At 69.0% G+C, this 21,023-nt stretch carries 25 protein-coding genes; 12 read left to right on the top strand and 13 right to left on the bottom strand.

The window, feature by feature from the left end; translation table 11 throughout:
* Positions 1 to 10 precede the first annotated feature (10 nt).
* The 13 genes from fliR to fliF all read right to left on the bottom strand — a co-directional run bounded on the left by fliR (position 11) and on the right by fliF (position 11,205).
* Positions 11 to 808 carry a flagellar biosynthetic protein FliR gene (fliR, locus tag AC3A6X_RS30385; protein ID WP_487845659.1) on the bottom strand — a complete coding sequence of 266 codons (798 nt, stop codon included), beginning with the start codon at positions 806 to 808 and terminating at the stop codon, positions 11 to 13.
* 3 nt (positions 809 to 811) lie between these two features.
* Complete coding sequence (gene fliQ / locus AC3A6X_RS30380; RefSeq protein ID WP_106559857.1) at positions 812 to 1,081, bottom strand: flagellar biosynthesis protein FliQ; 270 nt, start codon at positions 1,079 to 1,081, stop codon at positions 812 to 814.
* A 14-nt stretch (positions 1,082 to 1,095) separates the two neighbouring features.
* Positions 1,096 to 1,851: a flagellar type III secretion system pore protein FliP gene (fliP, locus tag AC3A6X_RS30375; protein ID WP_487845658.1), complete on the bottom strand. Its 756-nt coding sequence runs from the start codon at positions 1,849 to 1,851 to the stop codon at positions 1,096 to 1,098.
* Entirely contained in the window at positions 1,851 to 2,339 is a 489-nt protein-coding gene (gene fliO, locus AC3A6X_RS30370; RefSeq protein WP_487845657.1) for a flagellar biosynthetic protein FliO, read from the bottom strand. The genes fliP and fliO overlap by 1 nt, the downstream gene beginning before the upstream one ends.
* Positions 2,336 to 2,776, bottom strand: a complete 441-nt coding sequence (gene fliN / locus AC3A6X_RS30365) for a flagellar motor switch protein FliN (RefSeq protein ID WP_487845656.1) — start codon at positions 2,774 to 2,776, stop codon at positions 2,336 to 2,338. The genes fliO and fliN overlap by 4 nt, the downstream gene beginning before the upstream one ends.
* Positions 2,769 to 3,770 carry a flagellar motor switch protein FliM gene (fliM, locus tag AC3A6X_RS30360; RefSeq protein WP_487845655.1) on the bottom strand — a complete coding sequence of 334 codons (1,002 nt, stop codon included), beginning with the start codon at positions 3,768 to 3,770 and terminating at the stop codon, positions 2,769 to 2,771. The genes fliN and fliM overlap by 8 nt, the downstream gene beginning before the upstream one ends.
* Positions 3,771 to 3,776: 6 nt before the next feature.
* Positions 3,777 to 4,268 (bottom strand): flagellar basal body-associated protein FliL, encoded by a 492-nt coding sequence (fliL, locus tag AC3A6X_RS30355; protein WP_487845654.1) that lies wholly within the window; start codon positions 4,266 to 4,268, stop codon positions 3,777 to 3,779.
* Positions 4,269 to 4,368: 100 nt separating this feature from the next.
* Positions 4,369 to 5,730, bottom strand: a complete 1,362-nt coding sequence (locus tag AC3A6X_RS30350) for a flagellar hook-length control protein FliK (protein ID WP_487845653.1) — start codon at positions 5,728 to 5,730, stop codon at positions 4,369 to 4,371.
* 20 nt (positions 5,731 to 5,750) lie between these two features.
* Entirely contained in the window at positions 5,751 to 6,206 is a 456-nt protein-coding gene (gene fliJ / locus AC3A6X_RS30345) for a flagellar export protein FliJ (protein ID WP_487845652.1), read from the bottom strand.
* Between the two features lie 20 nt (positions 6,207 to 6,226).
* On the bottom strand, positions 6,227 to 7,633 hold the full coding sequence (fliI, locus tag AC3A6X_RS30340) for a flagellar protein export ATPase FliI (RefSeq protein WP_487845651.1): 1,407 nt from the start codon (positions 7,631 to 7,633) through the stop codon (positions 6,227 to 6,229).
* Positions 7,633 to 8,403, bottom strand: coding sequence for a flagellar assembly protein FliH (gene fliH, locus AC3A6X_RS30335; RefSeq protein WP_487845650.1), 771 nt, complete (start codon positions 8,401 to 8,403; stop codon positions 7,633 to 7,635). The genes fliI and fliH overlap by 1 nt, the downstream gene beginning before the upstream one ends.
* 2 nt (positions 8,404 to 8,405) lie before the next feature.
* A complete protein-coding gene (fliG, locus tag AC3A6X_RS30330) occupies positions 8,406 to 9,401 on the bottom strand; it encodes a flagellar motor switch protein FliG (RefSeq protein WP_487845649.1) in 996 nt (331 codons plus the stop codon).
* Positions 9,402 to 9,492: 91 nt separating this feature from the next.
* A complete protein-coding gene (gene fliF / locus AC3A6X_RS30325) occupies positions 9,493 to 11,205 on the bottom strand; it encodes a flagellar basal-body MS-ring/collar protein FliF (RefSeq protein ID WP_487845648.1) in 1,713 nt (570 codons plus the stop codon).
* A 339-nt stretch (positions 11,206 to 11,544) separates the two neighbouring features.
* Here fliF and fliE point away from each other — a divergent pair, with 339 nt between their 5' ends.
* From fliE to motB, 12 genes are all read left to right on the top strand, one after another.
* Positions 11,545 to 11,868, top strand: a complete 324-nt coding sequence (fliE, locus tag AC3A6X_RS30320) for a flagellar hook-basal body complex protein FliE (protein ID WP_309972287.1) — start codon at positions 11,545 to 11,547, stop codon at positions 11,866 to 11,868.
* Positions 11,869 to 12,045: 177 nt separating this feature from the next.
* Complete coding sequence (locus AC3A6X_RS30315; RefSeq protein WP_487845647.1) at positions 12,046 to 13,371, top strand: FliC/FljB family flagellin; 1,326 nt, start codon at positions 12,046 to 12,048, stop codon at positions 13,369 to 13,371.
* Between the two features lie 119 nt (positions 13,372 to 13,490).
* Positions 13,491 to 13,835, top strand: coding sequence for a flagellar protein FlaG (locus tag AC3A6X_RS30310; protein WP_487845646.1), 345 nt, complete (start codon positions 13,491 to 13,493; stop codon positions 13,833 to 13,835).
* Positions 13,836 to 13,895: 60 nt separating this feature from the next.
* On the top strand, positions 13,896 to 15,338 hold the full coding sequence (gene fliD, locus AC3A6X_RS30305; protein WP_487845645.1) for a flagellar filament capping protein FliD: 1,443 nt from the start codon (positions 13,896 to 13,898) through the stop codon (positions 15,336 to 15,338).
* A 26-nt stretch (positions 15,339 to 15,364) separates the two neighbouring features.
* Complete coding sequence (gene fliS, locus AC3A6X_RS30300; RefSeq protein ID WP_309972295.1) at positions 15,365 to 15,787, top strand: flagellar export chaperone FliS; 423 nt, start codon at positions 15,365 to 15,367, stop codon at positions 15,785 to 15,787.
* Between the two features lie 20 nt (positions 15,788 to 15,807).
* Positions 15,808 to 16,140: a flagellar protein FliT gene (locus AC3A6X_RS30295; RefSeq protein ID WP_487845644.1), complete on the top strand. Its 333-nt coding sequence runs from the start codon at positions 15,808 to 15,810 to the stop codon at positions 16,138 to 16,140.
* A gap of 16 nt (positions 16,141 to 16,156) precedes the next feature.
* Positions 16,157 to 17,461: a flagellar hook-length control protein FliK gene (gene fliK, locus AC3A6X_RS30290; RefSeq protein WP_487845643.1), complete on the top strand. Its 1,305-nt coding sequence runs from the start codon at positions 16,157 to 16,159 to the stop codon at positions 17,459 to 17,461.
* A complete protein-coding gene (locus AC3A6X_RS30285) occupies positions 17,458 to 17,751 on the top strand; it encodes an EscU/YscU/HrcU family type III secretion system export apparatus switch protein (protein ID WP_487845642.1) in 294 nt (97 codons plus the stop codon). Before fliK ends, AC3A6X_RS30285 begins: the two co-directional genes overlap by 4 nt.
* A 275-nt stretch (positions 17,752 to 18,026) precedes the next feature.
* Entirely contained in the window at positions 18,027 to 18,365 is a 339-nt protein-coding gene (gene flhD / locus AC3A6X_RS30280) for a flagellar transcriptional regulator FlhD (protein ID WP_239142878.1), read from the top strand.
* A 92-nt stretch (positions 18,366 to 18,457) separates the two neighbouring features.
* A complete protein-coding gene (gene flhC, locus AC3A6X_RS30275; RefSeq protein WP_487845703.1) occupies positions 18,458 to 19,126 on the top strand; it encodes a flagellar transcriptional regulator FlhC in 669 nt (222 codons plus the stop codon).
* Between the two features lie 45 nt (positions 19,127 to 19,171).
* On the top strand, positions 19,172 to 20,032 hold the full coding sequence (gene motA / locus AC3A6X_RS30270; protein WP_487845641.1) for a flagellar motor stator protein MotA: 861 nt from the start codon (positions 19,172 to 19,174) through the stop codon (positions 20,030 to 20,032).
* Between the two features lie 18 nt (positions 20,033 to 20,050).
* Positions 20,051 to 20,992 carry a flagellar motor protein MotB gene (gene motB / locus AC3A6X_RS30265; RefSeq protein WP_487845640.1) on the top strand — a complete coding sequence of 314 codons (942 nt, stop codon included), beginning with the start codon at positions 20,051 to 20,053 and terminating at the stop codon, positions 20,990 to 20,992.
* Positions 20,993 to 21,023 lie beyond the last annotated feature (31 nt).

Below are 21,023 nucleotides of genomic sequence, written 5' to 3'. Positions count from 1 at the left end.
ACCCTGCCCCTCAAGGCCGCAGCCCCTGCATCAACTCCACCACCGACGCCAACCCGCTCGCAAAGCGCGGAGCCAGAAACACCCCCATCTGCGGCATCAGCAACTGCAGCATCCCGATCCCCGCCAGCAGCGTCAGCGGAAAGCCAACCGCGAAGATGCTGAACTGCGGCGAGGCCCGGTTCAGGATGCCCATCGCCAGGTTCAGCGTGAGCAAGGCTGTGACCAGCGGCAGCGCCAGCATGAAGCCGGTCGCGAAGATCTGCGCACCGCCACGCACCAGCAGCAGCCAGCCTTGCGCCGCGAGCGGCGCGTCGGCGATCGGCAGGACCTGGAAGCTCTCGGCCAGCGCCGCCACCAGCAGTAGGTGCCCGTCGAGCGCAAGAAAGATCAGCATCGCCAGCATGTGCAGCAGCCGTGCGACCACCATCGTCGCGCCGCCGCTCATCGGGTCGAAGAAGGAGGCGAAGGACAGGCCCATCTGCAGGCCCACGTACTCGCCCGCGGCCAGCACGGCGGCGAACAACAGGCGCATGGTGAAGCCGATGGCCGCGCCGATCAGCACCTGCTGCACGATGATCCACACGCCGCCGATCGAGACCACCGGCACCTGCGGCATCGCCGGCAGCGCAGGCGCCAGCGCGATGGCGAGCACCGCCGCGATCGCGACCTTGAGCCGCCGCGGCACGTTGGGCTCGCCGAAGATCGGCGCCGTACCGACCAGCGCCAGCATGCGCACGAAGGGCCAGAGGAAGGCCACCATCCAGGCGTTCAGCTCCGCCGAGGTGACGGAAAAGACGCTGGCGCCCATCGGCTACGCAACGAGCTGGGGAATGCTCGAGAACAAGGTGCGGATGTAGTCCAGCATCTGCCCCAGCATCCACGGCCCGGCGATCACCAGCACCGCGAACACGGCCAGCAGCTTCGGGATGAAGGACAGCGTCGCTTCGTTGATCTGCGTCGCCGCCTGGAAGATGCTGATGACCAGGCCCACCACCAGCGCCACCAGCAGCAGCGGCGCGCCGAGCAGCAGCGAGACATGGATGGCCTGGCTGCCGATGGACATGACCGATTCGGGTGTCATTCCAGGATTCCTATCTAGACGAAAAAGCTCTGGGCCAGTGCCCCGATCAGCAATTGCCACCCGTCGGCCATGACGAAGAGCATCAGCTTGAAGGGCAGGGCGATGGAGGCGGGCGGCACCATCATCATCCCCATCGACATCAGCACGCTGGCCACCACCAGGTCGATGATCAGGAAGGGAATGAAGATGGTGAAGCCGATCTGGAAGGCGGTCTTCAGCTCGCTGATGACGAAGGAGGGCAGCAGGATGCGCAGCGGCACGTCTTCCGGCCCTTCCATCGCCGGCACCTTGGCCAGCTTGGCGAAGAGCGCGAGGTCGTTCTCGCGCGTCTGCTTGAGCATGAAGGTCTTGAAGGGCGCGATGCCGCGCTCGAGCGCGCGCTCGGTGCTGATCTTGCTCTCGGAAAGAGGCTTGTAGGCCTCGTCGTAGACCTTGTCGAAGACCGGCGCCATCACGAAGAAGGTGAGAAAGAGCGACAGGCCGACCAGGATCTGGTTGGGTGGCGAAGACTGCGTGCCGAGCGCCGTGCGCAGCAAGCCCAGCACGATCAGGATGCGGGTGAAGCTGGTCATCGACAGCAGCAGCGCCGGCAGGAAGCTGAGCGAGGTCAGCAGCACCAGCGTCTGCACGCTGAGCGACCAGGTCTGGCTGCCGCCCGGCCCGGGCGTGCTGGTGAGGCCCGGCAGGCCTTGCGCGAAGGCGAGGGCGGGCAGGGCCAGCGCGAGCAGCAGGCCTGCGCGGCGCAGGTGACGGCAGAAGGCGCTTTGCATCAGCCGCCCGGCTTGGTCTGGATGCCGAGGGATTCGCGCAGCTTCTGCGCGAACAGGTCGACGGTCCTGGCGCTGCTGCCGAGCGCGGCTGCTGGTGCCGAGGATGCCGCGGGCAGCGCCTGCGCCGGCAGCGAATGCAGCGCATTGACCTGGCTCGCGGTGACGCCCAGCACCAGCCAGGTCTCGCCCACCTCCACCACCACCACGCGCTCGCGCTGGCCGACCATCGCGCTGCCCATCACCTTGACCAGCGAGCCGCCGCCGAAGCGCGGCAGGCCGAAGCGCCGCGCCAGCCAGGCGCACAGGAAGATCAGGCCCAGCACCAGCACCATGCCGAGCCCGGCCTGCAGCAGGCCCGAGGCGCCGACGGCCGGCGCCGCTTCGGCGGCGGGCGCGGGCACGGTGGGCAGGGCTGCATGCGCGCAGAGCGTGGCCGCGCAGGCTGTCAGCACGGCCGCGCCGCGCGCGAAATGCCGGGGCAGCTTCATGAACGGCTGAGCTTCTGCATGCGCTCGGAGGGCGTGACGATGTCGGTCAGGCGGATGCCGTACTTCTCGTTCACCACCACCACCTCGCCCTGCGCGATCAGGTAGCCGTTGATCAGCACGTCCAGCGGCTGGCCGGCCAGGCCGTCGAGCTCCACCACCGAGCCCTGCGACAGCTGCAGCAGGTTCTTGATGGTGATGCGCGTGCGGCCGATCTCGGCCATCAGCTGCACCGGCACGTCGAGGATGCGCTCGATGTCCACCGAGCCGGCGGCGCCGGCGGCGGTGTTGTGCAGCGGCTGGAAGACCTGGGCGCCGGCCGGCGCTGCCACGGGAGCGGGGGCGCTCGCCTGCGGCGCCGGGGCGGAGGCTGCGGTCTGCTCGGCCAGGGCGCTGGCCCAGTCGTCCATGTCGCCGCCGGAGGAAGTGTTGTCAGTCATGGTCGCTCTTCGGATCGCTGTCTTGGTGGGAGATCATCTGTTGCACGCGCAGCGCGTAGCGTTCGTTGGAGACGCCGTAGCCGCACTCCATCACGGGAACGCCGTCGACGCGCGCGAGCACGGTGTCGGGCAGCTCGATCGGCAGCACGTCGCCGACCGAAAGGCGCATCAGCTCGCCGAGGGTGGTGTCGATGGTCACGAAGTCGGCGGTGAGCGCGACGTCGGCGCTCTGCATCTGCTGCGACATCTGCTTGACCCAGCGCTTGTCGATCTCGATCTCGTCCTGCACCGGGTTGGACAGCTGGTCGCGGATCGGCTCGATCATCGAGTAGGGGATGCACACGTGCAGGAAGCCGCCCACCGGGCCGAACTCGATTTGCAGCGTGGTGGTGATCACCACCTCGTTGGGCGCCACGATGTTGGCCAGCTTGCCGTGCATCTCGGCGCGGATGTAGTCGAAGGCCAGCGGGAACACCGGCTGCCACGCATCGCCGTAGCACTGCAGGCTGAGGTTGAGCAGGCGCTTGATGATGCGCTGCTCGGTGCGCGTGAAGTCGCGGCCCTCCACGCGCACGTGGTAGCGCCCGTCGCTGCCGAACAGGTTGTCGACCACCAGGAAGACCAGCTTCGGGTCGAACACGAACAGCGCCGTGCCGCGCAGCGGCTTCAGGTGCAGCATGTTGATGTTGGTCGGCACCGGCAGGTGCCGCACGAACTCGCCGTACTGCTGGATCTGGATCGGCTCGACCGAGATGTCCGGGCTGCGGCGCATGAAGTTCAGCAGGGCGCTGCGCAGGTTGCGGGCGAAGCGGTCGTTGATGACCTCCAGCGTGTGCATGCGCCCGCGTACCACGCGGTCGGGCGCGCCGAGGTCGTAGACGGGCAGGCCCTCGGCCTGGGGCTCGGGGGCGCGGCGCTGGTCGACGGCACCACCGGTGACGCCCGACAGCAGCGCATCGACCTCGTCCTGCGAGAGCACCTGCTCATAGGCCATGGCTGATCACTGCACCACGAAGGTGTTGAAGGAGACGCTGGCGATCGCCTGCGGCTGTGCGCCGGCAGAGAGCGGCCGGTTGAGCTCGGTGCGGATCTCCTCGGCGAGCTTGGCCTTGTCCTGCGTGGACAGCAGCGTCTCGGGCTGGCGGTTCGACAGCAGCAGCAACAGGCGGCTGCGCAGCTCGGGCATGAACTCGACCAGCTGCGCCTTGGCCAGCTCGTCGTTCACCTTGAGCGCCATGCCGATGTGCAGGAAGCGGCTGCGGCCCTCGGACTGCACGTTGACGGTCAGCGGCTCGAGGGTCACGAAGATCGGCTTGGGTGCCGGCTTGGGGGACGCGGCGGCCGGCGCTTCCTGCGCGAACAGGCTGCTGCGGCTCAATGCATAGCCGCCGCCGGCCAACGCGGCCAGGCTGGTCGCGACCAGCAGGCCGATCATCAGCTTCGAGGAGCGCGGCGCCGCGGCGGCGGAGGGAAGGGAGGTACTGGTGGCCATGGGAAGCAACGTTTGGGTTGGTCTTATTTTTGGTGGATGCGCGGCGAAACGAAGCCCCGATCAAGCGGGGGAAAAGGCCTCAGATCGGGCGTTTCGTTGCTCAGGCGAAGGTGTCGACGCCGCTGCTGCGCGATGGCGCAGGTGCTCGCGCAGGCAGCGATGCGACGGCGGACTCGCTGCGTGCGGCACCGGGGTAGCTCGCACCGTTCGCGAACGCAGGCTGGCGCTGCTGCTCCTGCTGCTGGGCGAAGCCGCCTGCGCCGGCCCAGGGCCGCGACTCGGCGCCGACCGAGGTCTGGCCCAGGCTGATGCCCTGCTCGGCCAGCGTGCTGCGCAGCTGCGGCAGCGCTGCCTCGACCGCCTTGCGCACCGACTCGTGCGAGGAGACGAACATGGCCTGGGCCTGGTTGTCGCCGACGCTGAGGGTGATCTTGAGCGGGCCCAGGCCGGCCGGGTTGAGGTTGAGCTCGGCTACCTGCTGGCTGCCGGCGCTCATGCGCAGCATCTGGTGGCCCAGCGCGGGGCCCCATTCGGCACTGCCCACGGGCGGGGAGAGGGTGGGTGCGGGGGCAGGGCTGGCCGCGGGCTGCGCGCGGTCCAGGGCGGGCTGCATCGGGGTGGCCGTTGCGAAGACGGTGGGGGAGGTTGCGGGCGCGGAGGCGGCCTCGGTGTCGGTCGCAGCTTCGGGGAGGGCGGCTTGCGCTTCGGCGGGCTTGGCATCGTCGGCGGCGAGCCCGCTCGCAGGCGCGGCCTTCGCATCGGTGGAGGCTGCAGCCGTAGCGGCGCCGGCCGCCGGCGTCTTGGCGGATGGCAGCGCGCCGGCCAGCGGCGCCGCCGATGCGGCGGCCGCGGCCGGTTGCACGATGGCCTCGGTGCTCGCGGCGGGCGCCAGCGTCGTCGGCAGCACGAAGCCCTTGTCCGCGGGTGCGGCAGAAGCGCCGGCCGTCGCGGCCGTATCCACGGCCCGGGCGGCTGCCGGTGCCTTGGCGTCCTGGCCCGTGCCTTGGTCCGCGGCGGGCAGCGCATCGGCCGCGCCGGCCGAGCCGGTGCCGGAGGCGGCGGCAGCCGTTGCGGCGAGCGATGCGTCCTTCAGCACGGCCGCGTCGGTCGCGGGCAGCGCCGTCGCGCCCGTTCCGCTGCCGCCGGCCGCGGGCGTCGCGGCGGCCGCCGGTGCCGTGACCAAGGTCTGCGGCGCGAACAGCGCGATGGTCAGCAGCTCGGAGCCCGGCTCGTCCTTCCTGCCGAGGTGGCGGCCCGGCTTCTGCGGCGTGGCCGAGGCTTCTTCGGCGCTGGCCGCATCCGCGCCGTCCTGTGCCTGGCGCGCGCCGGCGCGCGAGCGCTCCAGCACGGCGCCGAAGCTGCGCGCGCCATCGTCACCGCCAAGGCGGCCGCGCGAGCCGGAAGAGGCGGCCGGCTGCGCCGGACTCGTCGTGAGGGCTGCGGAAGGAATGAAGGTGGGCATGGCGGTTCCTGGGGGAAGGATCAGAAATTCGGTTGGGCCGCGCGGTCGATGAACTTGCGCGCCGCGCGCTCGTCGCTGTCGCGCTGCTCGCGCTTGGCCTGCGCGGCCAGCTCCTGGCGGCGCAGGCGATCGGCCAGGGTGTCGAAGGAGTTGAGCCGCCGCGCCTGGTGCTGCCAGTCGCCGCGGCCGCGGTCCAGCCGCAGCCCGGCCTGCTTGACGATGGCGCGCTGCTGCTCGATGGCGCCGTCGAGCGTGCTCAGGAAGTTGTTGAAGTTGCGCCACTGCGAGGCGGGCAGGCCGTGCGCCATCAGCGATTGCAGCTGCTGCGCATAGTCGTGGCGGTACTGCAGCAGCAGGTCCAGCTTCTGGTGCGCGCTGACCTGTGCGCTCTGCAGCAGGCCCAGGCGGCGCGCCGCCTCTTCCTTCTGCGTGCGGGCCAGCTCCTGCAGGGTGTCGAGGGGAAGCTTCTTGGACATGGTGTCTCCTTGGAGGCGGGCTACGCGAAGACGCCGGCCATGCGCGCCACCGAGGCCGCGTAGTCGGTGCGCTCCTCCATCCCCTGCTGAAGAAAGGCCTCCAGCTTGGGGTAGAGGGCGATGGCCTGGTCGAGCTGCAGGTCGTGGCCGGCGGCGTAGGCGCCGACGCTGATCAGGTCGCGGTTGCGCTGGTAGCGCGACAGCATCTGCTTGAAGCGGCGCACCGTGTCGAACTGCGCGGGCGGGATCAGCGCCGTCATCGCGCGGCTGATCGAGGCCTCGATGTCGATGGCCGGGTAGTGGCCGGCCTCGGCGAGCTGGCGCGACAGCACCACGTGGCCGTCGAGGATGGCGCGCGCCGAGTCGGCGATCGGGTCCTGCTGGTCGTCGCCTTCCGAGAGCACCGTGTAGAAGGCGGTGATCGAGCCGCCGCGGCCCTGCGCGTCGCGCGCGCCGTTGCCCGCACGCTCGACCAGCGCCGGCAGCTTGGCGAAGACCGAGGGCGGATAGCCCTTGGTGGCGGGCGGCTCGCCCACCGCCAGCGCGATCTCGCGCTGCGCCATCGCGTAGCGGGTGAGCGAATCCATGATCAGCAGCACGTCCTTGCCCTGGTCGCGGAAGTACTCGGCCAGGCAGGTCGCATAGGCCGCGCCCTGCAGGCGCAGCAGCGGCGAGTTGTCGGCCGGGGCGGCGACCACCACGGCGCGCGCCAGGCCTTCCTCGCCCAGCGTGTTCTCGATGAAGTCCTTGACTTCGCGGCCGCGCTCGCCGATCAGGCCGACCACGATCACCTCGGCGCTGGTGTAGCGCGCCATCATCCCGAGCAGCACGGACTTGCCCACGCCGGAGCCGGCGAACAGGCCCATGCGCTGGCCGCGGCCCACGGTGAGCATCGCGTTGATCGCGCGCACGCCGGTGTCGAGCACCGAGTCGATGGGGGCGCGGGTCAGCGGGTTGATGGGCGGGGCGCTGAGCGGCACCTTGCGGGCGATGTCCAGCGGGCCCAGCCCGTCGAGCGGGCGGCCGACGGCATCGACCACGCGGCCCAGCATGCCTTCGCCCACCGGCAGGCGCTTGGTGTGGGTGTCGCCGCCGCTGTCGGCCATGCCGGGGCGCGCGAACACGCGTGCGCCGGGCAAGAGGCCGGCCACCTCGGTCTGCGGCATCAGGAACAGGCGATCGCCTGCGAAGCCGACCACCTCTGCCTCGGCATGGCGCTGCGGATAGCCGGGCGGCAGTTCGATCAGGCAGTCGCTGCCCACGGGCAGCTGCAGGCCGACGGCTTCCAGCACCAGGCCGACGGCGCGCGTGAGGCGGCCGGAGTGGGTGACGGTGGCGGCGGCGGTGGTGCGGTTGACTTCCACGCGCGCCTGCGCGAGCGCGGCGAGCCAGGACTGCAGATGCGGGTTGGCGGTGGCGGTCGACATCAGAACTCCGCGGCGCCGATATCGCGGGTGAGCGCCGCGGTGACGCTCTTCCACCGGGTTTCCAGGCTGGCATCCATCTCGCCGCTGGCCGACTGCACGCGGCAGCCGCCGCGCGCCAGCGTGTCGTCCGCGCGCACCTGCCAGCCGGCAATCTGCAGCTCGTTGCCCAGGCTGTTCTTCACCAGCGCGACGTCCTCGGGGTGCAGCAGCAGGCGCGGCTCGCCTTGCAGCGCGGGCTCGGCGTGCAGCAGGTCCTGCACCAGCGGCAGCACCCATTCGGGCTCCGCGCGCAGGGTGCGGTGCACCACCTGGCGCGCCACGTCGAGCGCCAGCGTGAGGATGGCGTCGGCCAGGTCGCTTTCGGCGCGGCGCAGCGCCGCCGGCAGGCTGGTGGCCAGCGCAAGCAGCTGCTCGGCATGCGCAGTGGCGGCGGCAAGGCCGGAGGCCAGGCCTTCCGCGTGGCCTTCCGCACGGCCCTTGGCCAGGCCTTCGCGCTGGCCCTCGGCCCGGCCCTGGGCACGCGCCTCGAGGCGCAGGCGCGAGAGCTCGTTGTCGCGTGCCAGCGCCTCGGGGTCCACGCGCGGAACGACCAGCGCTTGCACGTTGTCGCGCGGCGCATCCTCGTTCTCCAGCGTGCCCATCTCCCAGCGCTGCCAGGCCGACAGCACCGGCTTGGCGGCGGGCTTGGGCGCAGCGGGCGGGCACGCGGGCGCATAGGCCGTCGCCAGGCGCGCGCCGGAACCGAAAGCAGCGTTCTTGGACAGGGTCATGATCAGACGAAGTCGTCCGTGCCCGGCGCGGCGATCACGACTTCGCCCGCATCGGCAAGGCGGCGCACCACTTGCAGGATGGCCTTCTGCTCGGCTTCGACCTGCGACACCCGCACCGGGCCGCGCAGCTCGATGTCCTCGCGCAGCGTCTCGGCGGCGCGCTGCGACATGTTCTTGAGGAACTTGTCGCGCAGCTCGCTCGTCGAGCCCTTGAGCGCGACGATGAGCGATTCGGACTCCACGTCCTTGAGCAGGCGCTGGATGAAGCGGTCCTCCAGGTCCAGCAGGTTCTCGAAGACGAACATCTCCTCCACGATGCGCTGCGCCAGCCCCTCGTCGTGCTCGCGCACATGGGCGATCGCCTCTTCCTCCTGCGCGGTGCTCATGAGGTTGACGATCTCGGCCGCGGTGCGCACCCCGCCCAGGCGGCTGCGCTTGAGGCCTTCGCCCGACAGCATCTCGGTCAGCACGTCGGTCAGCTCGGCCAGCGCCGCGGGCTGCACGCCGCCGAAGGTGGCCACGCGCATGATCACGTCGTGGCGCAGGCGCACCGGCAACTTCTCCAGCACCTCGGAGGCCTTCTTGCGGTCCAGGTGGATCAGCAGCGTGGCGAGGATCTGCGGGTGCTCGTCGCGGATCAGCTCCACCACTTCGCCGGCCTCCAGGTCGTTGAGGCGCTCGATGCCGCCGTGCGGCTCGTCGGGCTGCAGGATGTCCTCCAGCAGGTTGCTGGCGCGGTCGTCGCCCAGCGCCTTGCGCAGCACCGCGCGGATGTAGCTGCCCGAGCCCAGGTGCAGGGCGGAGAGCTGCTCGGTCTCCAGGCGGAACTCGGAGAGCACGGCGGCCAGCTCTTCCTTCGACACCTGCGTCAGCTTGGCCATCGCGGCGCCCAGGGCCTGCACCTCGGTGGTGGGCAGGTGGTGCAGCGTGGCGGCGGCGCGGTCCTCGCCGAGGGACATCAGGAGGATGGCAGCCTTGCGGGTTCCAGCGTCGCTCATTCGGATGCCTCCCCCAGGCTTGTCACTTCGTGTACTACGCGCGCCCCCTCCTGAAGGAGGGGGCGAGCCCCTTCGGGCGGCCGTGCGGTGCTCATGGGTTCATCCAATGCTTGATCAAGGTGGCCACGAGCCGCGGATCCTGCTCGGCGGTCTGCTGCACGTAGTCGAGGTCGGCCTGGCGGCGCTCGGCTTCGCGCTGCAGGGCGCTCAGCTGGGCGGCGCTCGTTTCATCGTCCGGGTCGGCGGCGACGGCAGCCGCCGGTGGTACGGCTTCGGGCGCGGCCGAAGGCGGCGGCGCCAGGTGCTTGCGCAGCAGCGGCCGGAACACGGCGAACCAGGCGAACAGGGCGAGCACGCCGAGCAGCAGGTAGTGGCCGATGCTCTTGGCCAGCTCGATGGTGTCGCGGTCCTTCCAGATCGGCACCTCGGCCTGCGGCTCGTCCTGGCCATCGCGGGCGAAGGCGCTGTTGAGCACGTTGAGCGAGTCGCCGCGCTCCTGGCTGTAGCCCATGGCTTCTTTCACCAGGTTGCGGATCTGCTCGACCTCGGCCGGCGCCAGCGCGCGCGACTTGCCATCGGCGCCGGCCAGGTTGTTCACCACCACCGCCACCGACAGGCGCTTGACGGCGCCGGCGCCCTGCTGCACATGGCGGATCGAGCGGTCGAGCTCGTAGTTGGTGGTCGAGTCCTTGCGCGAGCTGCTGGGGCCGGTAGGGGCCGTGCTGGCGGTGGCCGTCGTGGTGGTGGCGTTCGGGGGGGTGACGCCGTTGGCGGGCCCATTGGCAGGCCCGTTCGCCGGCCGCGGCGCGTTGATCGGCGCGCTGGGATTCGTCGGCGGCTGGTTCGACAGCGCGCCCGGCACGCCGCCCGGCGGGGTGGCGCCCAGCTGGTTCGACTCGCTGGACTGCACGCTGCGCACCGCGGCGTTGCGCGGGTCCTGGTTGGGCGCGAACTTCTCCTCGGTGCGCTCGACCACCGAGAAGTCGATGTCGGCCGCGACCTGGGCGCGCACATTGCTCGCGCCGAGGATGGGCTGCAGGATCGCCTCGATGCGGCGGATGTAGCCCTGCTCGATCTCCTGCGCGTACTTCAGCTGGCTCACGTCCAGCCCGCGCGCGCCGGCGTTGGCGGCCGACAGCAGGTTGCCGCGCTGGTCGACCACCGTCACGCTCTTGGGGTCCAGCTCCGGCACGCTGCTGGAGATCATGTGGACGATGGCGCTGACCTGGCCTTCGTCGATGCCGCGGCCGCGGTGCAGGCTCAGCACCACGGAGGCCGAGGGCTTCTTCTGCTCGCGCACGAAGAGCGAAGGCTTGGGCAGCGCCAGGTGGACGCGGGCCGACTCGACCGTGCCGATCGATTCGATCGAGCGCGCCAGCTCGCCCTCGAGGCCGCGCTGGTAGTTGACCTGCTCGGCGAACTGGCTGGTGCCGAACTTCTGGTTGTCCATCAGCTCGAAGCCGACCCCGCCGCCCTTGGGCAGGCCCTGGGCCGCGAGCTTGAGGCGGACTTCGGGCACCTTGTCGCCGGCGATCAGGATCGCGCTGCCGCCCTCGGCGAACTTGTAGGGCACGTTCATCTGCGTCAGCGAGGCGATGATCGCGCCGCCGTCGCGGTCCGAGACGTTGGTGTAGAGCACCTTGTAGTCGGGTGCGCGGCTCCACAGCATGAAGGCCGCGGCGGCCGCGACCAGCGCGGCGGCGCCGACGATCAGCGGCAGCTTGGGTTGGGCGCGCAGCCGTTCCATGAACGGGACTGCGGCCGGCGCCGCCGGCATGGCGCCTGCGGGCGCTGCCGTCGTCATTGAAGAACCTCCGCGCTGCGCGCTGCGGTGCGAGCGCCTTCGGGCGGCCGGGCGGCGCTCATGCGTGTGCCCCAGCGACGGCCGAAGCCAGGAGGAGCGGGTGAAGTCGTCGAGGAGGAGTCATGCCGTTGAAGTCGCGAGCAGCCTTTTTGTTTCGCGATCGATTCTCGGCAGCGCTCGCGAATTCGATTGGTCGAACAGCCGGGGTTTTTGCCGTCAGTTGGGCGCTTCTCTTTCAGGGCCCCGCGGTTACGCTGAAAACACGCGGGAGTGCCACGGCGCTCCTGTAGCAGTGCCAGGCAACACCGGCATCTTCCAGAAAGTAAGAAAAGGGTTTTCATGTCCATTTCCGCCATCGAATCCGTCCTGCAGCAGATGCGGGCGACCGCGCTCCAGACCGGCATCGCACCGCGCCCCGCCGCCGCCGAGCCGGCCGCGCAGGGAGGCTTCGCTGCCGAGCTCCGGCGCTCGCTCGAGGGGATCAACACCGCGCAGACCAAGGCCTACGGCCAGGCCGAGGCCTTCGAGCTCGGGCGCCCCGGCGTGGCGCTCAACGACGTCATGGTCGACCTGCAGAAGGCCAACGTGGCCTTCCAGACCGGGCTGCAGGTGCGCAACCGGCTGGTTGCCGCCTACCAGGAAGTGATGAGCCTGCCTGCCTGACGGGTCCTGCGGGTTGTGGAACGGGCGGGGTGCGCATCTTTTTCGTGCAGGCCCCTAAAGCTTTGAAAAGCTCCGCCGATAACTTCAACAACGATGGCTTGAGTCTCACGGTGGGAGCGGGTCCAGCGTTGCGGCCGGAGGGCCGGATTCCACAACCTTTGTCTACAGGAGTTTGAAATGGCGCAAGTCATCAACACCAACAGTCTCTCCCTGCTCACGCAGAACAACCTCAACGCGTCCCAGTCGTCGTTGAACACGGCCATCCAGCGTCTGTCGTCCGGCCTGCGCATCAACAGCGCCAAGGACGATGCCGCCGGCCAGGCCATCGCCAACCGCTTCACGGCCAACATCAAGGGCCTGACGCAAGCCCAGCGCAATGCCAACGACGGCATCTCGCTGGCGCAGACGACGGAAGGCGCGCTGAAGGAAGTCAACAACAACCTGCAGCGCGTGCGCGAACTGTCGGTGCAGGCGGCCAACGGCAGCAACTCGGCCAGCGACCTGAAGTCGATCCAGGACGAAATCAACCAGCGTCTTTCTGAGATCGACCGCGTTTCCGCGCAGACCGACTTCAACGGCGTGAAGGTGCTCTCCGGCAACAACAAGCTGTCCGTGCAGGTCGGCGCGAACGACGGCGAGACCATCGACATCGACCTCAAGAAGATCGATTCCAACTCCCTCGACCTGAGCGGCTTCTCGATCTCGAAGAAGGCCCTGAGCGTCGGCGCCGCCGAGCTGACCGTCGATCCGGGCACGGGCGCTCCCAACGCAACCGACCTGAGCGCCGCCGCAACGGCCCTGTCGACCGCTACCGGCAAGACCGTGGGCGCCGGCGACCTGTCGCTGCACAACGTGAAGGACGCCGCCGGCGCCGCCACCGACCAGTACGTGGTGAAGTTCGGCGACGACTTCTACGCGGCGTCGGTGGACTCCGCCAGCGGCGCGGTCGACATCAACACCGTCGACGTCGACTTCGCCGATGCGGCCAACGGCATCGTGACCGGCTCGCCCGTCACGCTGACGGCACAACTGGTCAAGGTCGGTGCCGACGCCGCCGGCGCCGCCCAGGCCTACGTCACCGTGCAAGGCAAGAACTTCACGGTCAACAACGACTCCCTGGTCGACGCCGACAGCACGACCGTGACGCAAGGCACGCCGGCCGGCGCGCCGATCGAGCTCAGCTCCGCCGGTGCCGTGACCGCCACCGCCGAGTTCGCCGGTGCCTCGACGGTCGACCCGATGAAGAAGCTGGACGCCGCGCTCAAGATGGTCGACGACCTGCGCAGCTCCCTGGGTGCGGTGCAGAACCGTTTCGACTCCACCATCTCGAACCTCGGCACCACGGTGACCAACCTGTCTTCCTCGCGCTCGCGCATCGAAGACGCCGACTACGCGACCGAAGTGTCGAACATGACCCGCGCGCAGATCCTGCAACAGGCCGGTACCTCGGTCCTGGCGCAGGCCAACCAGACCACGCAGGGCGTGCTGTCGCTGCTGCGCTGATCGAAGAGAAAGCATCGCAGGCCTTTCGGGCGCAAGCCCGGCAGCGCCTGCGCTGTCCCCTGCGGCCTGGGCCTCCTCCAGGCCGCAAGGGACAGCGAATCAACGAGAAGGTGATGACCATGGCGATCCCCGTTGCCCCGGCGGCAGACAACAGCCCCTGGTGGATGCAGATGCTTCCGGCGCGGGCGAGCCTGCCGGCCGAGGACGCGCAGGCGCCGGCCGATGCCGTGGAAGCGGCGACACCCGTGCAGGTCGAGCAGGCCGTGCGCGAGCTCAACGCCGCGCTGCAGATCCGCTCGGTGGGCTTGCAGTTCGAGGTCGACGAGGACACCGACAAGGTCATCGTGAAGGTGCTCGATCGCGACAGCGGCGAGCTCATCCGCCAGATCCCGTCCGAGGAAGCCCTGCGCATCGCGAAGATGCTGGGCAGGGCGCCGGGCCTGCTGATGGACCAGTCGGCCTGAGGATGAAGGCGGCAGGGGCCTCGCCCTCGCCGTGTTGAAAAAGCAAGAAGGAACGCATTCATGGCATCGATCAGCAGCCTGGGCATCGGCTCCAACCTGGACTTGAGCACCCTGCTTTCCAACCTCCAGACCGCGGAAAGCCAGCCGCTGGTGCAGCTGCAGCAGCGCCAGGTCAGCTACACGAGCAAGCTCTCGGCCTACGGCCAGTTGCAGAGCGCGCTCAACACCCTGCAGGCCGCGGCCAAGAAGCTCGGCGACCCCGCCTTCTTCCAGGGCGTGAAGGCCGCCGCCGGCGCCGCCGACGTGCTCTCGGCCAGCGCCGGCGCGACGGCCTCGCCCGGCATGTACAGCATCAACGTCACCCAGCTCGCGCAGGCGCAGTCGGTGGTGGCGGCCGGCCAGGCCAGTGCCAAGACGGCGATCGGCAGCGGCACCCTCACCATCGATTTCGGGACCATCGCCGGCGGCACCTACGACGCGGTGACCGGCAAGTACAGCGGCGCGAGCTTCACGCCGGATGCGAGCCGCACGGCCAAGACCATCACCATCGATTCGAGCAACAACACGCTCGAGGGCATCCGCGATGCGGTCAATGCGGCCAAGGCCGGCGTGACCGCCAGCATCGTGAACGATGGCAGCGGCACGCCCAACCGCCTGGTGCTGACCTCGACCGAGACCGGCAAGATCTCGAGCATGCGCATCGCCGTCGCCGGCGATGCGGCACTGTCGAACCTGCTGGCCCAGGACCCGGCCGGCACGCAGAACCTGCAGCAGACGATCCCGGCGCAGAACGCCGAGCTCGCCGTCAACGGCATCGCAGTCACGAGCACGAGCAATACGGTGAAGGAATCGATCCAGGGCGTGACGCTGAATGTGCTGAAGCTCGGCACCAGCAGCCTGAACGTGGCACGTGACACAGGCAGCGTCGAGAGCGCGGTCAACGATTTCGTCAAGGCCTACAACGCGTTGCAGACCACCGCCGGGACCTTGACCGCCTTCGATGCCGACAGCAAGACAGGCGCGGCCCTGATGGGCGACTCGACCTTGCGCAACATCCAGGTCGGCATCCGCCAGGTGCTGACCTCGCCGCAGAGCGGCGGCGCGATGGAGACGCTGTCGGAGATCGGCGTGGGCTTCGAGAAAAACGGCACGATGAGCGTCGATTCCGACAAGCTCAAGAGCGCGCTGGCCACCAGCCTGGAAGGCGTGGCCGGCCTGTTCTCGAGCGCCACCGGCAGCACGGCGGGCTACGGCAAGCAGTTGAGTGCGCTGGTAGACAAGGTCACCGGCACCGGCGGCGCCCTCAAGGTCGCCACCGACGGCATGAACCAGTCGCTGAAGGACCTCGACGAGCAGTACGACGCGATGCAGGCCCGCGTGGACGCGAAGGTGGAGTACTACCGCGCCCAGTTCACCCAGCTGGACCTGCTGGTCAGCCAGATGAACAGCACCAGCAGCTACCTCACGCAGCAGTTCGCGAGCCTGTCGAACAACAGCAAGTAAGCCCAGGCCCTAGCACGGAGCAACCCATGTACACCCCCCACACCCATCGGACCGGCGCCGGCGCCTATGCGCGGCTCGGCGTGGAAACGCAGGCGATGAGCGCCTCGCCGCACCAGCTCATCTGCATGCTGTTCGACGGCGCCGCCACCGCCATCGGCATGGCCCGCCACCACATGGCGGGCGGCGACATCGCGGCCAAGGGCAAGGCGATCTCCAAGGCGATCGCCATCGTGGACAACGGCCTGAAGGCCGGGCTGGATGCGAAGGCGGCCGGCCCCGAGGGCACCGAGCTTGTGGAGCGGCTGGCCTCGCTGTACGACTACGTGATCCGCCGTCTGCTGCAGGCCAACCTGCACGACGACCCGCGCGCGCTCGACGAGGCCGAGGCCCTGCTGGAGAACGTGGCGTCCGCGTGGCGCGAGATCGATGCCGGCGGCGCCGGTCACTGAACGAAGAGAACGAAAGAAAAATGATGGCAGCCAGGAGCGAAGTCGTCCATTGCTATGCCCAACTCGCCTCGATCGTGTCGCTGATGGCGGCGCTGGCGCGTGCGAAGGAGTGGGACCGGCTTCCCGAACTCGAAGCGCAATGCGCGGCGGTGATCGAGCGCCTGCGGATCGTCACGCCGCAGGAGTCGCTGCACCCGGCGCAGATCGAGGAGGCGCAGCGCCTGCTGCAGCGCATCCGCGCCGACCAGCGGGTGGTGAGCGAGCTGGTCAAGCCACAGCTCGCGCACCTGGTGGCCACGATGGCCGACCTGCAGAACCGCAACGAGCTCGACAGGGCCTACGGATCCCGATGAGGCGCAATCTCCTGGCATGAACAAGCTCGGCGCCCCGGTCGACAACGCACTGCTTGCCGCGAAGCTCGCGCCGCGGCTGGAGCTGGTCGCGTTGCAGCAGGGGCAGGTCGCGACCGACGCGGCCGCCGGGCCGGTGGTCCAGATCAGTCCAGTCGTCAATGATGTCCGCTTGCCTTCCCACCTCGCGCTCGAGCGGCAGTTGCCGGCCGGCGTGCCCGCTGCCCCGGCACAGGGCGAGGCGGCGGCCGCGGCGCCCGGCGCGGCGCGGCTGTCCGCGGCGGCACGGCTGATCGGCGCGTTGCTGGCGGAGCTGCCGGACGCGGGGCCGGTGCGCGCGGCGCTGCCGATATGGCCCGCCGCCCAGAAGCCGCCTGTGGGCGCCGCACTGGCGGGCGCGCTGGCGCAGGCCGTGGATCGCAGCGGGCTCTTCTACGAATCGCATCTGGTCCACTTCGCCGCGGGTGCGCGCACGCTGGCGCAGATGGCGCAGGAGCCGCAGGCGCGCTGGGCGCCTGCGCTGCCGGCACGCGGCGATGCGGCGGCACCGCCCGCCGTCGCGCAGGCGGCGCCTTCGGCGCTCGAGCCCGCGCGTCCGGGCGTGCCGGCGGCGGCGATGCCGGCGCCCTCGCTGCCGATTCCCGCCGATCAGGCGCCGGAAGGGAGCAGGGCGGACAGCCCCGTGCCGGCGGCGCCGCGTCCGGCGCAGGCCGGTCCGGCCCTGGCCGTGCCGGATGCGCCGCCGCCCCGTCCCGGCGCCGCCGACGCACTGCCGGCCGCCGATGCCCAGCGCGTGCGCGCGGCCTACCGTGCGGGCGAGGCGGCGTCTTCGGTGGCGAGCTTCGAGGCGACGCCCGACCAGCGCACCGAGACGCAGCTCACGCGGCATGGCGCAAGCGCTGCCGTGCCGGGCGCAATCGCGGCGCCGCCGGCCGGAGGCGAACTGATCCATCCGCAGACCGCCACCGTGGTGCACCAGCAGCTCGACCTGCTGGCCACCGCGATGTTCCGCTGGACCGGCCAGGCCTGGCCCGAGGTCCCGATGGACTGGTCGATCCAGGAGGAGGGCGCCCGCCAGGGCGATGCCGCGCAGGAGCAGGCGCCTCGGCGCTGGAGCACCACCTTGTCTCTGGAACTGCCGCGTCTGGGCGAGGTGGAACTGCGCCTGTCGCTCGCCGGCACCGAGGTCCAGGCGCAGTTTGCGGCGAGCGAAGCCGCCACCGCGGGGCGCATGCGGTCGCAGGGAGCTGCGCTCGAGCAGCGCTTCGAGGCGGCCGGTCTCCGGCTGCAAGCGCTGCAGGTCAGCGAGCGGGGAGGCACATGACCCCGGACGATCGCCCGAGCGCGGTCGCGCTGTCCTACCTGGACAAGAACCGCGCCCCGATCGTGGTGGCCAAGGGCTACGGCGTGGTGGCGGAATCGATCATGCGCCAGGCCCGCGAGAACGGGCTCTACGTCCATGCCTCGCCCGATCTGATCCGTCTGTTGATGCAGGTCGACCTGGACCAGCAGATTCCGCCCGAGCTCTACCTCGCCGTGGCCGAAGTGATGGCCTGGATCCATGGGCTGGAGCAGGCCGAGGAAGCCGCCGCTGCGCGCAATTCGAAGTGCTAATTAATACTTTTGTTGCTCTGCCTGCGATTGGCTTATTTTTCTGAAAGTTACTACTTTCTTCTATCGAATTTGAGCGACACCGTCTTTATGAAAATACATGAGTTCTTCTTACGTCCAATGAAGCCTCATGAGGCCCTGTAGGACAAGTCGTACATCTTCCGTAATTTATTCCTCACTTCCCGGGACAGAAATCGACAAAGGTTACAAATCATAAGTGGCTTGCATACACTCCCAGCATTGATAAAACGGAGCGCAAAGTGGAAATGGATAAGGTGATGAACGGGGCAAACGGCGACATTTCGAGAGAAATCGGCGACATCAATCTTGCCTACATGCTGCTGGCCCAGAAGCTCGTCAAGCACGACCGGGCAGCTGCGATGCTCAAGCTCGGCGTGAGCCGCGAACTGGCCGACATGCTGGCCGGCATGTCGCTTTCCCAGATCCTCAAGCTGGCAGCCTCCAACTTCCTGTTGTGCAGCTTCCGTATCGACGACCATCCCTCGATGTCGGCCGTCGTCGGCGAGGAAAAGGACACCACGCTGCAACAGGCGCACATGTCGATCCTGATGTCGGCACGCCGGCTGCAGATGCGCGAAGCCGGCGCCACCGCATGAGCCGCAGGGCCGCTCCCAAGGCGAATAGCACCGCAGCCGAAGGCAAAGGTATTCCAGTGACCGGCGCGCGGTCGCACGAAGGCGTTCGCAACGTGGCCGAAGGTACTTCAGCGAGCACGGCCGGCGCGGCCCGAACCCAGAAAAGCGTGTTGCGCGAAGTGCGCGAGGTTCAGCTGGCGATCGAGCTGATCGAACTCGGTGCCCGGCTCCAGTTCCTGGAAGCCGAGGTGGACCTGAGCCGCGAGCGCCTGATCCGCCTCTACAAGGAACTCAAGGGGGTCTCGCCGCCCAAGGGATTGCTGCCTTTTTCCACGGATTGGTACATGACGTGGCTGGCCAATATCCATTCGTCGATGTTTTACAACATGTATCAATTCATGTTGACGCACGCGGACGAGAGCGGTTTGCAGGCCTTGATCAAGAGTTATCGCCTCTATTCCGAGCAAATTGAATCGCAAGGCGGCGAAATCGTGCTGGATTTCACGCGTGCCTACACCATGGTGCGTTTTTTCGACAGCGACATGCTGCAGCTGAGCACCTGCTGCCGCTGCGGCGGCCGCTTTGTCGCGCACGCCCATGACAGCAAGAACGGCTACGTGTGCGTGCTGTGCCGCCCGCCTTCGCGCGCCGGCAAGGTCCGCGGCGCGAAGCGCGCGGCCGCCGGCGCCCCGAGCGAAACGGCCCTTCAGAAACCGGCTTCTCCTGCCGATAACCCGGAGGTAGCGCCCATCGAACGGGCCCTGCAGACGGCCCTGCCCTGAAGGCAGGCACTAAGTTCGATGCCCTGACGGGCAAAGGGGAAGCGCGTGCTGGTTCTGGTTGGCTATCTGGTGGTGGTGGGGGCCGTCTTCGGCGGCTATGCCTTGATGGGCGGCCACTTCGGCGTGCTGTTCCAGCCGGTGGAACTGCTGATGATCGGCGGCGCCGCGCTCGGCGCCTTCATTGCCGGCAACAACGGCAAGACCATCAAGGCCACCATCAAGGAGCTGCCGCTGCTGCTGCGCTCCTCCAAGCACAACCGGCAGCTCTACATGGACCTGCTGGCCCTGCTCTACGAGCTGCTGGCCAAGGCGCGCAAGGAAGGGATGATGAAGCTGGAGGGCGACGTCGAGGCCCCGGCCTCGAGCGAGATCTTCGCGCGCTATCCCAACATCCTGAGCGACCCCCACATGATGGAGTTTCTCTGCGACTACCTGCGGCTGGTGATCAGCGGCAACACCGACGCCTTCGAGATCGAGGCGCTGATGGACCACGAGATCGAGACCATCAAGCACGAGGCCGAGGTCCCCAGCCACAGCCTCTCGCGCATTGCCGACGCGCTGCCCGCGCTGGGCATCGTGGCCGCGGTGATGGGCGTGGTGCATGCGCTGGGCTCGGCCGACCTGCCGCCTGCCGAGATGGGCGCGTTGATCGCGCACGCCATGGTCGGCACCTTCCTCGGCGTGCTGCTGGCCTATGGCTTCGTGGCGCCGCTGGCCTCGCTGATCGAGCAGAAGGTGGCCGAGGGCATGAAGATGTACCAGTGCGCCAAGGTCACGCTGCTGGCCAGCCTCAACGGCTATGCGCCGCAGCTGGCGGTGGAGTTCGGCCGCAAGGTGCTGTTCTCGACCGAGCGGCCCACCTTCACCGAGCTCGACAGCCATGTGCGCGAAGTCAAGGCTCGATGAGACCGCGAGGGCAAGGACATGAGCGCAGACAAGGGACGCATCGTCGTCAAGCGCGTCGCCGGTGAGGGCGGCGGCGGGCACCACGGCGGCGGCTGGAAGATCGCCTACGCCGACTTCATGACGGCCATGATGGCCTTCTTCCTGGTGATGTGGCTGCTGTCCAATGCCTCGCCCAAGCAGCGCGAAGGCATCGCCGAGCATTTCCGCATGCCGCTGAAAGTGGCGATCAACGGCGGCGAGAAGAGCAGCACCAGCACGAGCGTCATTCCCGGCGGCGGCATGGACCCGACGACCCATGTCGATGGCGAGGTCCGCCTGGCCCAGGCCGACATGGAGGACACGGCCGACGCCGACCGGCTGGCCAGCATGAAGAAGCGGCTGGACGACCTGATCGAGAGCAGCCCGGTCTTCAAGCAGTTCCGCTCGCAGATCCTGATCGACATCACGACCGAGGGCCTGCGCCTGCAGATCGTGGACAACGAGAACCGCCCGATGTTCGACCTGGCCAGCGCCCGGCTGCTGCCGCACGTGCGCGGCATCCTGCGCGAGATCGGGCCGGTGCTCAACGAGCTGCCCAACAGGATCACGCTGTCGGGCCACACCGACGCCATCGTCTACACCAACGGCGACCGCTCCTACGGCAACTGGGAACTGTCGGCCGACCGGGCCAACGCCTCGCGCCGCGAGCTGGTGATGGGCGGCATGGCCGAGGCCAAGGTGCTGCGCGTGGTCGGCCTGGCCGACAGCATGCACCTGGACAAGGCCGAGCCGCGCAACCCGATCAACCGCCGCATCAGCATCATCGTGCTCAACCACCACACGCAGCAGCAGATCGAGCGCGAGAACAGCGGCGACGGCGCCGGCGGAACGACCCGCGCGGGCCGCCTGCCGCGGCCCGCGCCGCTGCCGGTCGACAACGTCAAGGTGACGGCCTACAAGGCCTCGCCGCAAGCGAACTAACCCGGCCCGAAGAAGCCGGAAACGGAGCACT

It is taken from the genome of Variovorax sp. Soil_C_12, assembly GCF_057657375.1.
The sequence above is the reverse complement of the archived record's forward strand: the minus strand, read 5'-3'. Positions and strand labels throughout refer to the sequence as shown.

Excerpts from the sequence above, each read along its gene's own strand:
- fliK (WP_487845643.1), top strand. The coding sequence starts at position 16,157 with ATGAACAAGCTCGGCGCCCCGGTCGACAACGCACTGCTTGCCGCGAAG.
- AC3A6X_RS30350 (WP_487845653.1), bottom strand. The coding sequence starts at position 5,730 with ATGCCCACCTTCATTCCTTCCGCAGCCCTCACGACGAGTCCGGCGCAG.
- fliG (WP_487845649.1), bottom strand. The coding sequence starts at position 9,401 with ATGAGCGACGCTGGAACCCGCAAGGCTGCCATCCTCCTGATGTCCCTC.
- fliN (WP_487845656.1), bottom strand. The coding sequence starts at position 2,776 with ATGACTGACAACACTTCCTCCGGCGGCGACATGGACGACTGGGCCAGC.
- fliS (WP_309972295.1), top strand. The coding sequence starts at position 15,365 with ATGTACACCCCCCACACCCATCGGACCGGCGCCGGCGCCTATGCGCGG.
- fliF (WP_487845648.1), bottom strand. The coding sequence starts at position 11,205 with ATGACGACGGCAGCGCCCGCAGGCGCCATGCCGGCGGCGCCGGCCGCA.
- AC3A6X_RS30315 (WP_487845647.1), top strand. The coding sequence starts at position 12,046 with ATGGCGCAAGTCATCAACACCAACAGTCTCTCCCTGCTCACGCAGAAC.
- fliD (WP_487845645.1), top strand. The coding sequence starts at position 13,896 with ATGGCATCGATCAGCAGCCTGGGCATCGGCTCCAACCTGGACTTGAGC.
- fliI (WP_487845651.1), bottom strand. The coding sequence starts at position 7,633 with ATGTCGACCGCCACCGCCAACCCGCATCTGCAGTCCTGGCTCGCCGCG.
- fliE (WP_309972287.1), top strand. The coding sequence starts at position 11,545 with ATGTCCATTTCCGCCATCGAATCCGTCCTGCAGCAGATGCGGGCGACC.
- motB (WP_487845640.1), top strand. The coding sequence starts at position 20,051 with ATGAGCGCAGACAAGGGACGCATCGTCGTCAAGCGCGTCGCCGGTGAG.
- fliM (WP_487845655.1), bottom strand. The coding sequence starts at position 3,770 with ATGGCCTATGAGCAGGTGCTCTCGCAGGACGAGGTCGATGCGCTGCTG.
- fliO (WP_487845657.1), bottom strand. The coding sequence starts at position 2,339 with ATGAAGCTGCCCCGGCATTTCGCGCGCGGCGCGGCCGTGCTGACAGCC.
- fliL (WP_487845654.1), bottom strand. The coding sequence starts at position 4,268 with ATGGCCACCAGTACCTCCCTTCCCTCCGCCGCCGCGGCGCCGCGCTCC.
- fliH (WP_487845650.1), bottom strand. The coding sequence starts at position 8,403 with ATGACCCTGTCCAAGAACGCTGCTTTCGGTTCCGGCGCGCGCCTGGCG.
- AC3A6X_RS30310 (WP_487845646.1), top strand. The coding sequence starts at position 13,491 with ATGGCGATCCCCGTTGCCCCGGCGGCAGACAACAGCCCCTGGTGGATG.
- fliR (WP_487845659.1), bottom strand. The coding sequence starts at position 808 with ATGGGCGCCAGCGTCTTTTCCGTCACCTCGGCGGAGCTGAACGCCTGG.
- AC3A6X_RS30285 (WP_487845642.1), top strand. The coding sequence starts at position 17,458 with ATGACCCCGGACGATCGCCCGAGCGCGGTCGCGCTGTCCTACCTGGAC.
- fliJ (WP_487845652.1), bottom strand. The coding sequence starts at position 6,206 with ATGTCCAAGAAGCTTCCCCTCGACACCCTGCAGGAGCTGGCCCGCACG.
- AC3A6X_RS30295 (WP_487845644.1), top strand. The coding sequence starts at position 15,808 with ATGATGGCAGCCAGGAGCGAAGTCGTCCATTGCTATGCCCAACTCGCC.
- flhD (WP_239142878.1), top strand. The coding sequence starts at position 18,027 with ATGAACGGGGCAAACGGCGACATTTCGAGAGAAATCGGCGACATCAAT.
- fliP (WP_487845658.1), bottom strand. The coding sequence starts at position 1,851 with ATGCAAAGCGCCTTCTGCCGTCACCTGCGCCGCGCAGGCCTGCTGCTC.
- fliQ (WP_106559857.1), bottom strand. The coding sequence starts at position 1,081 with ATGACACCCGAATCGGTCATGTCCATCGGCAGCCAGGCCATCCATGTC.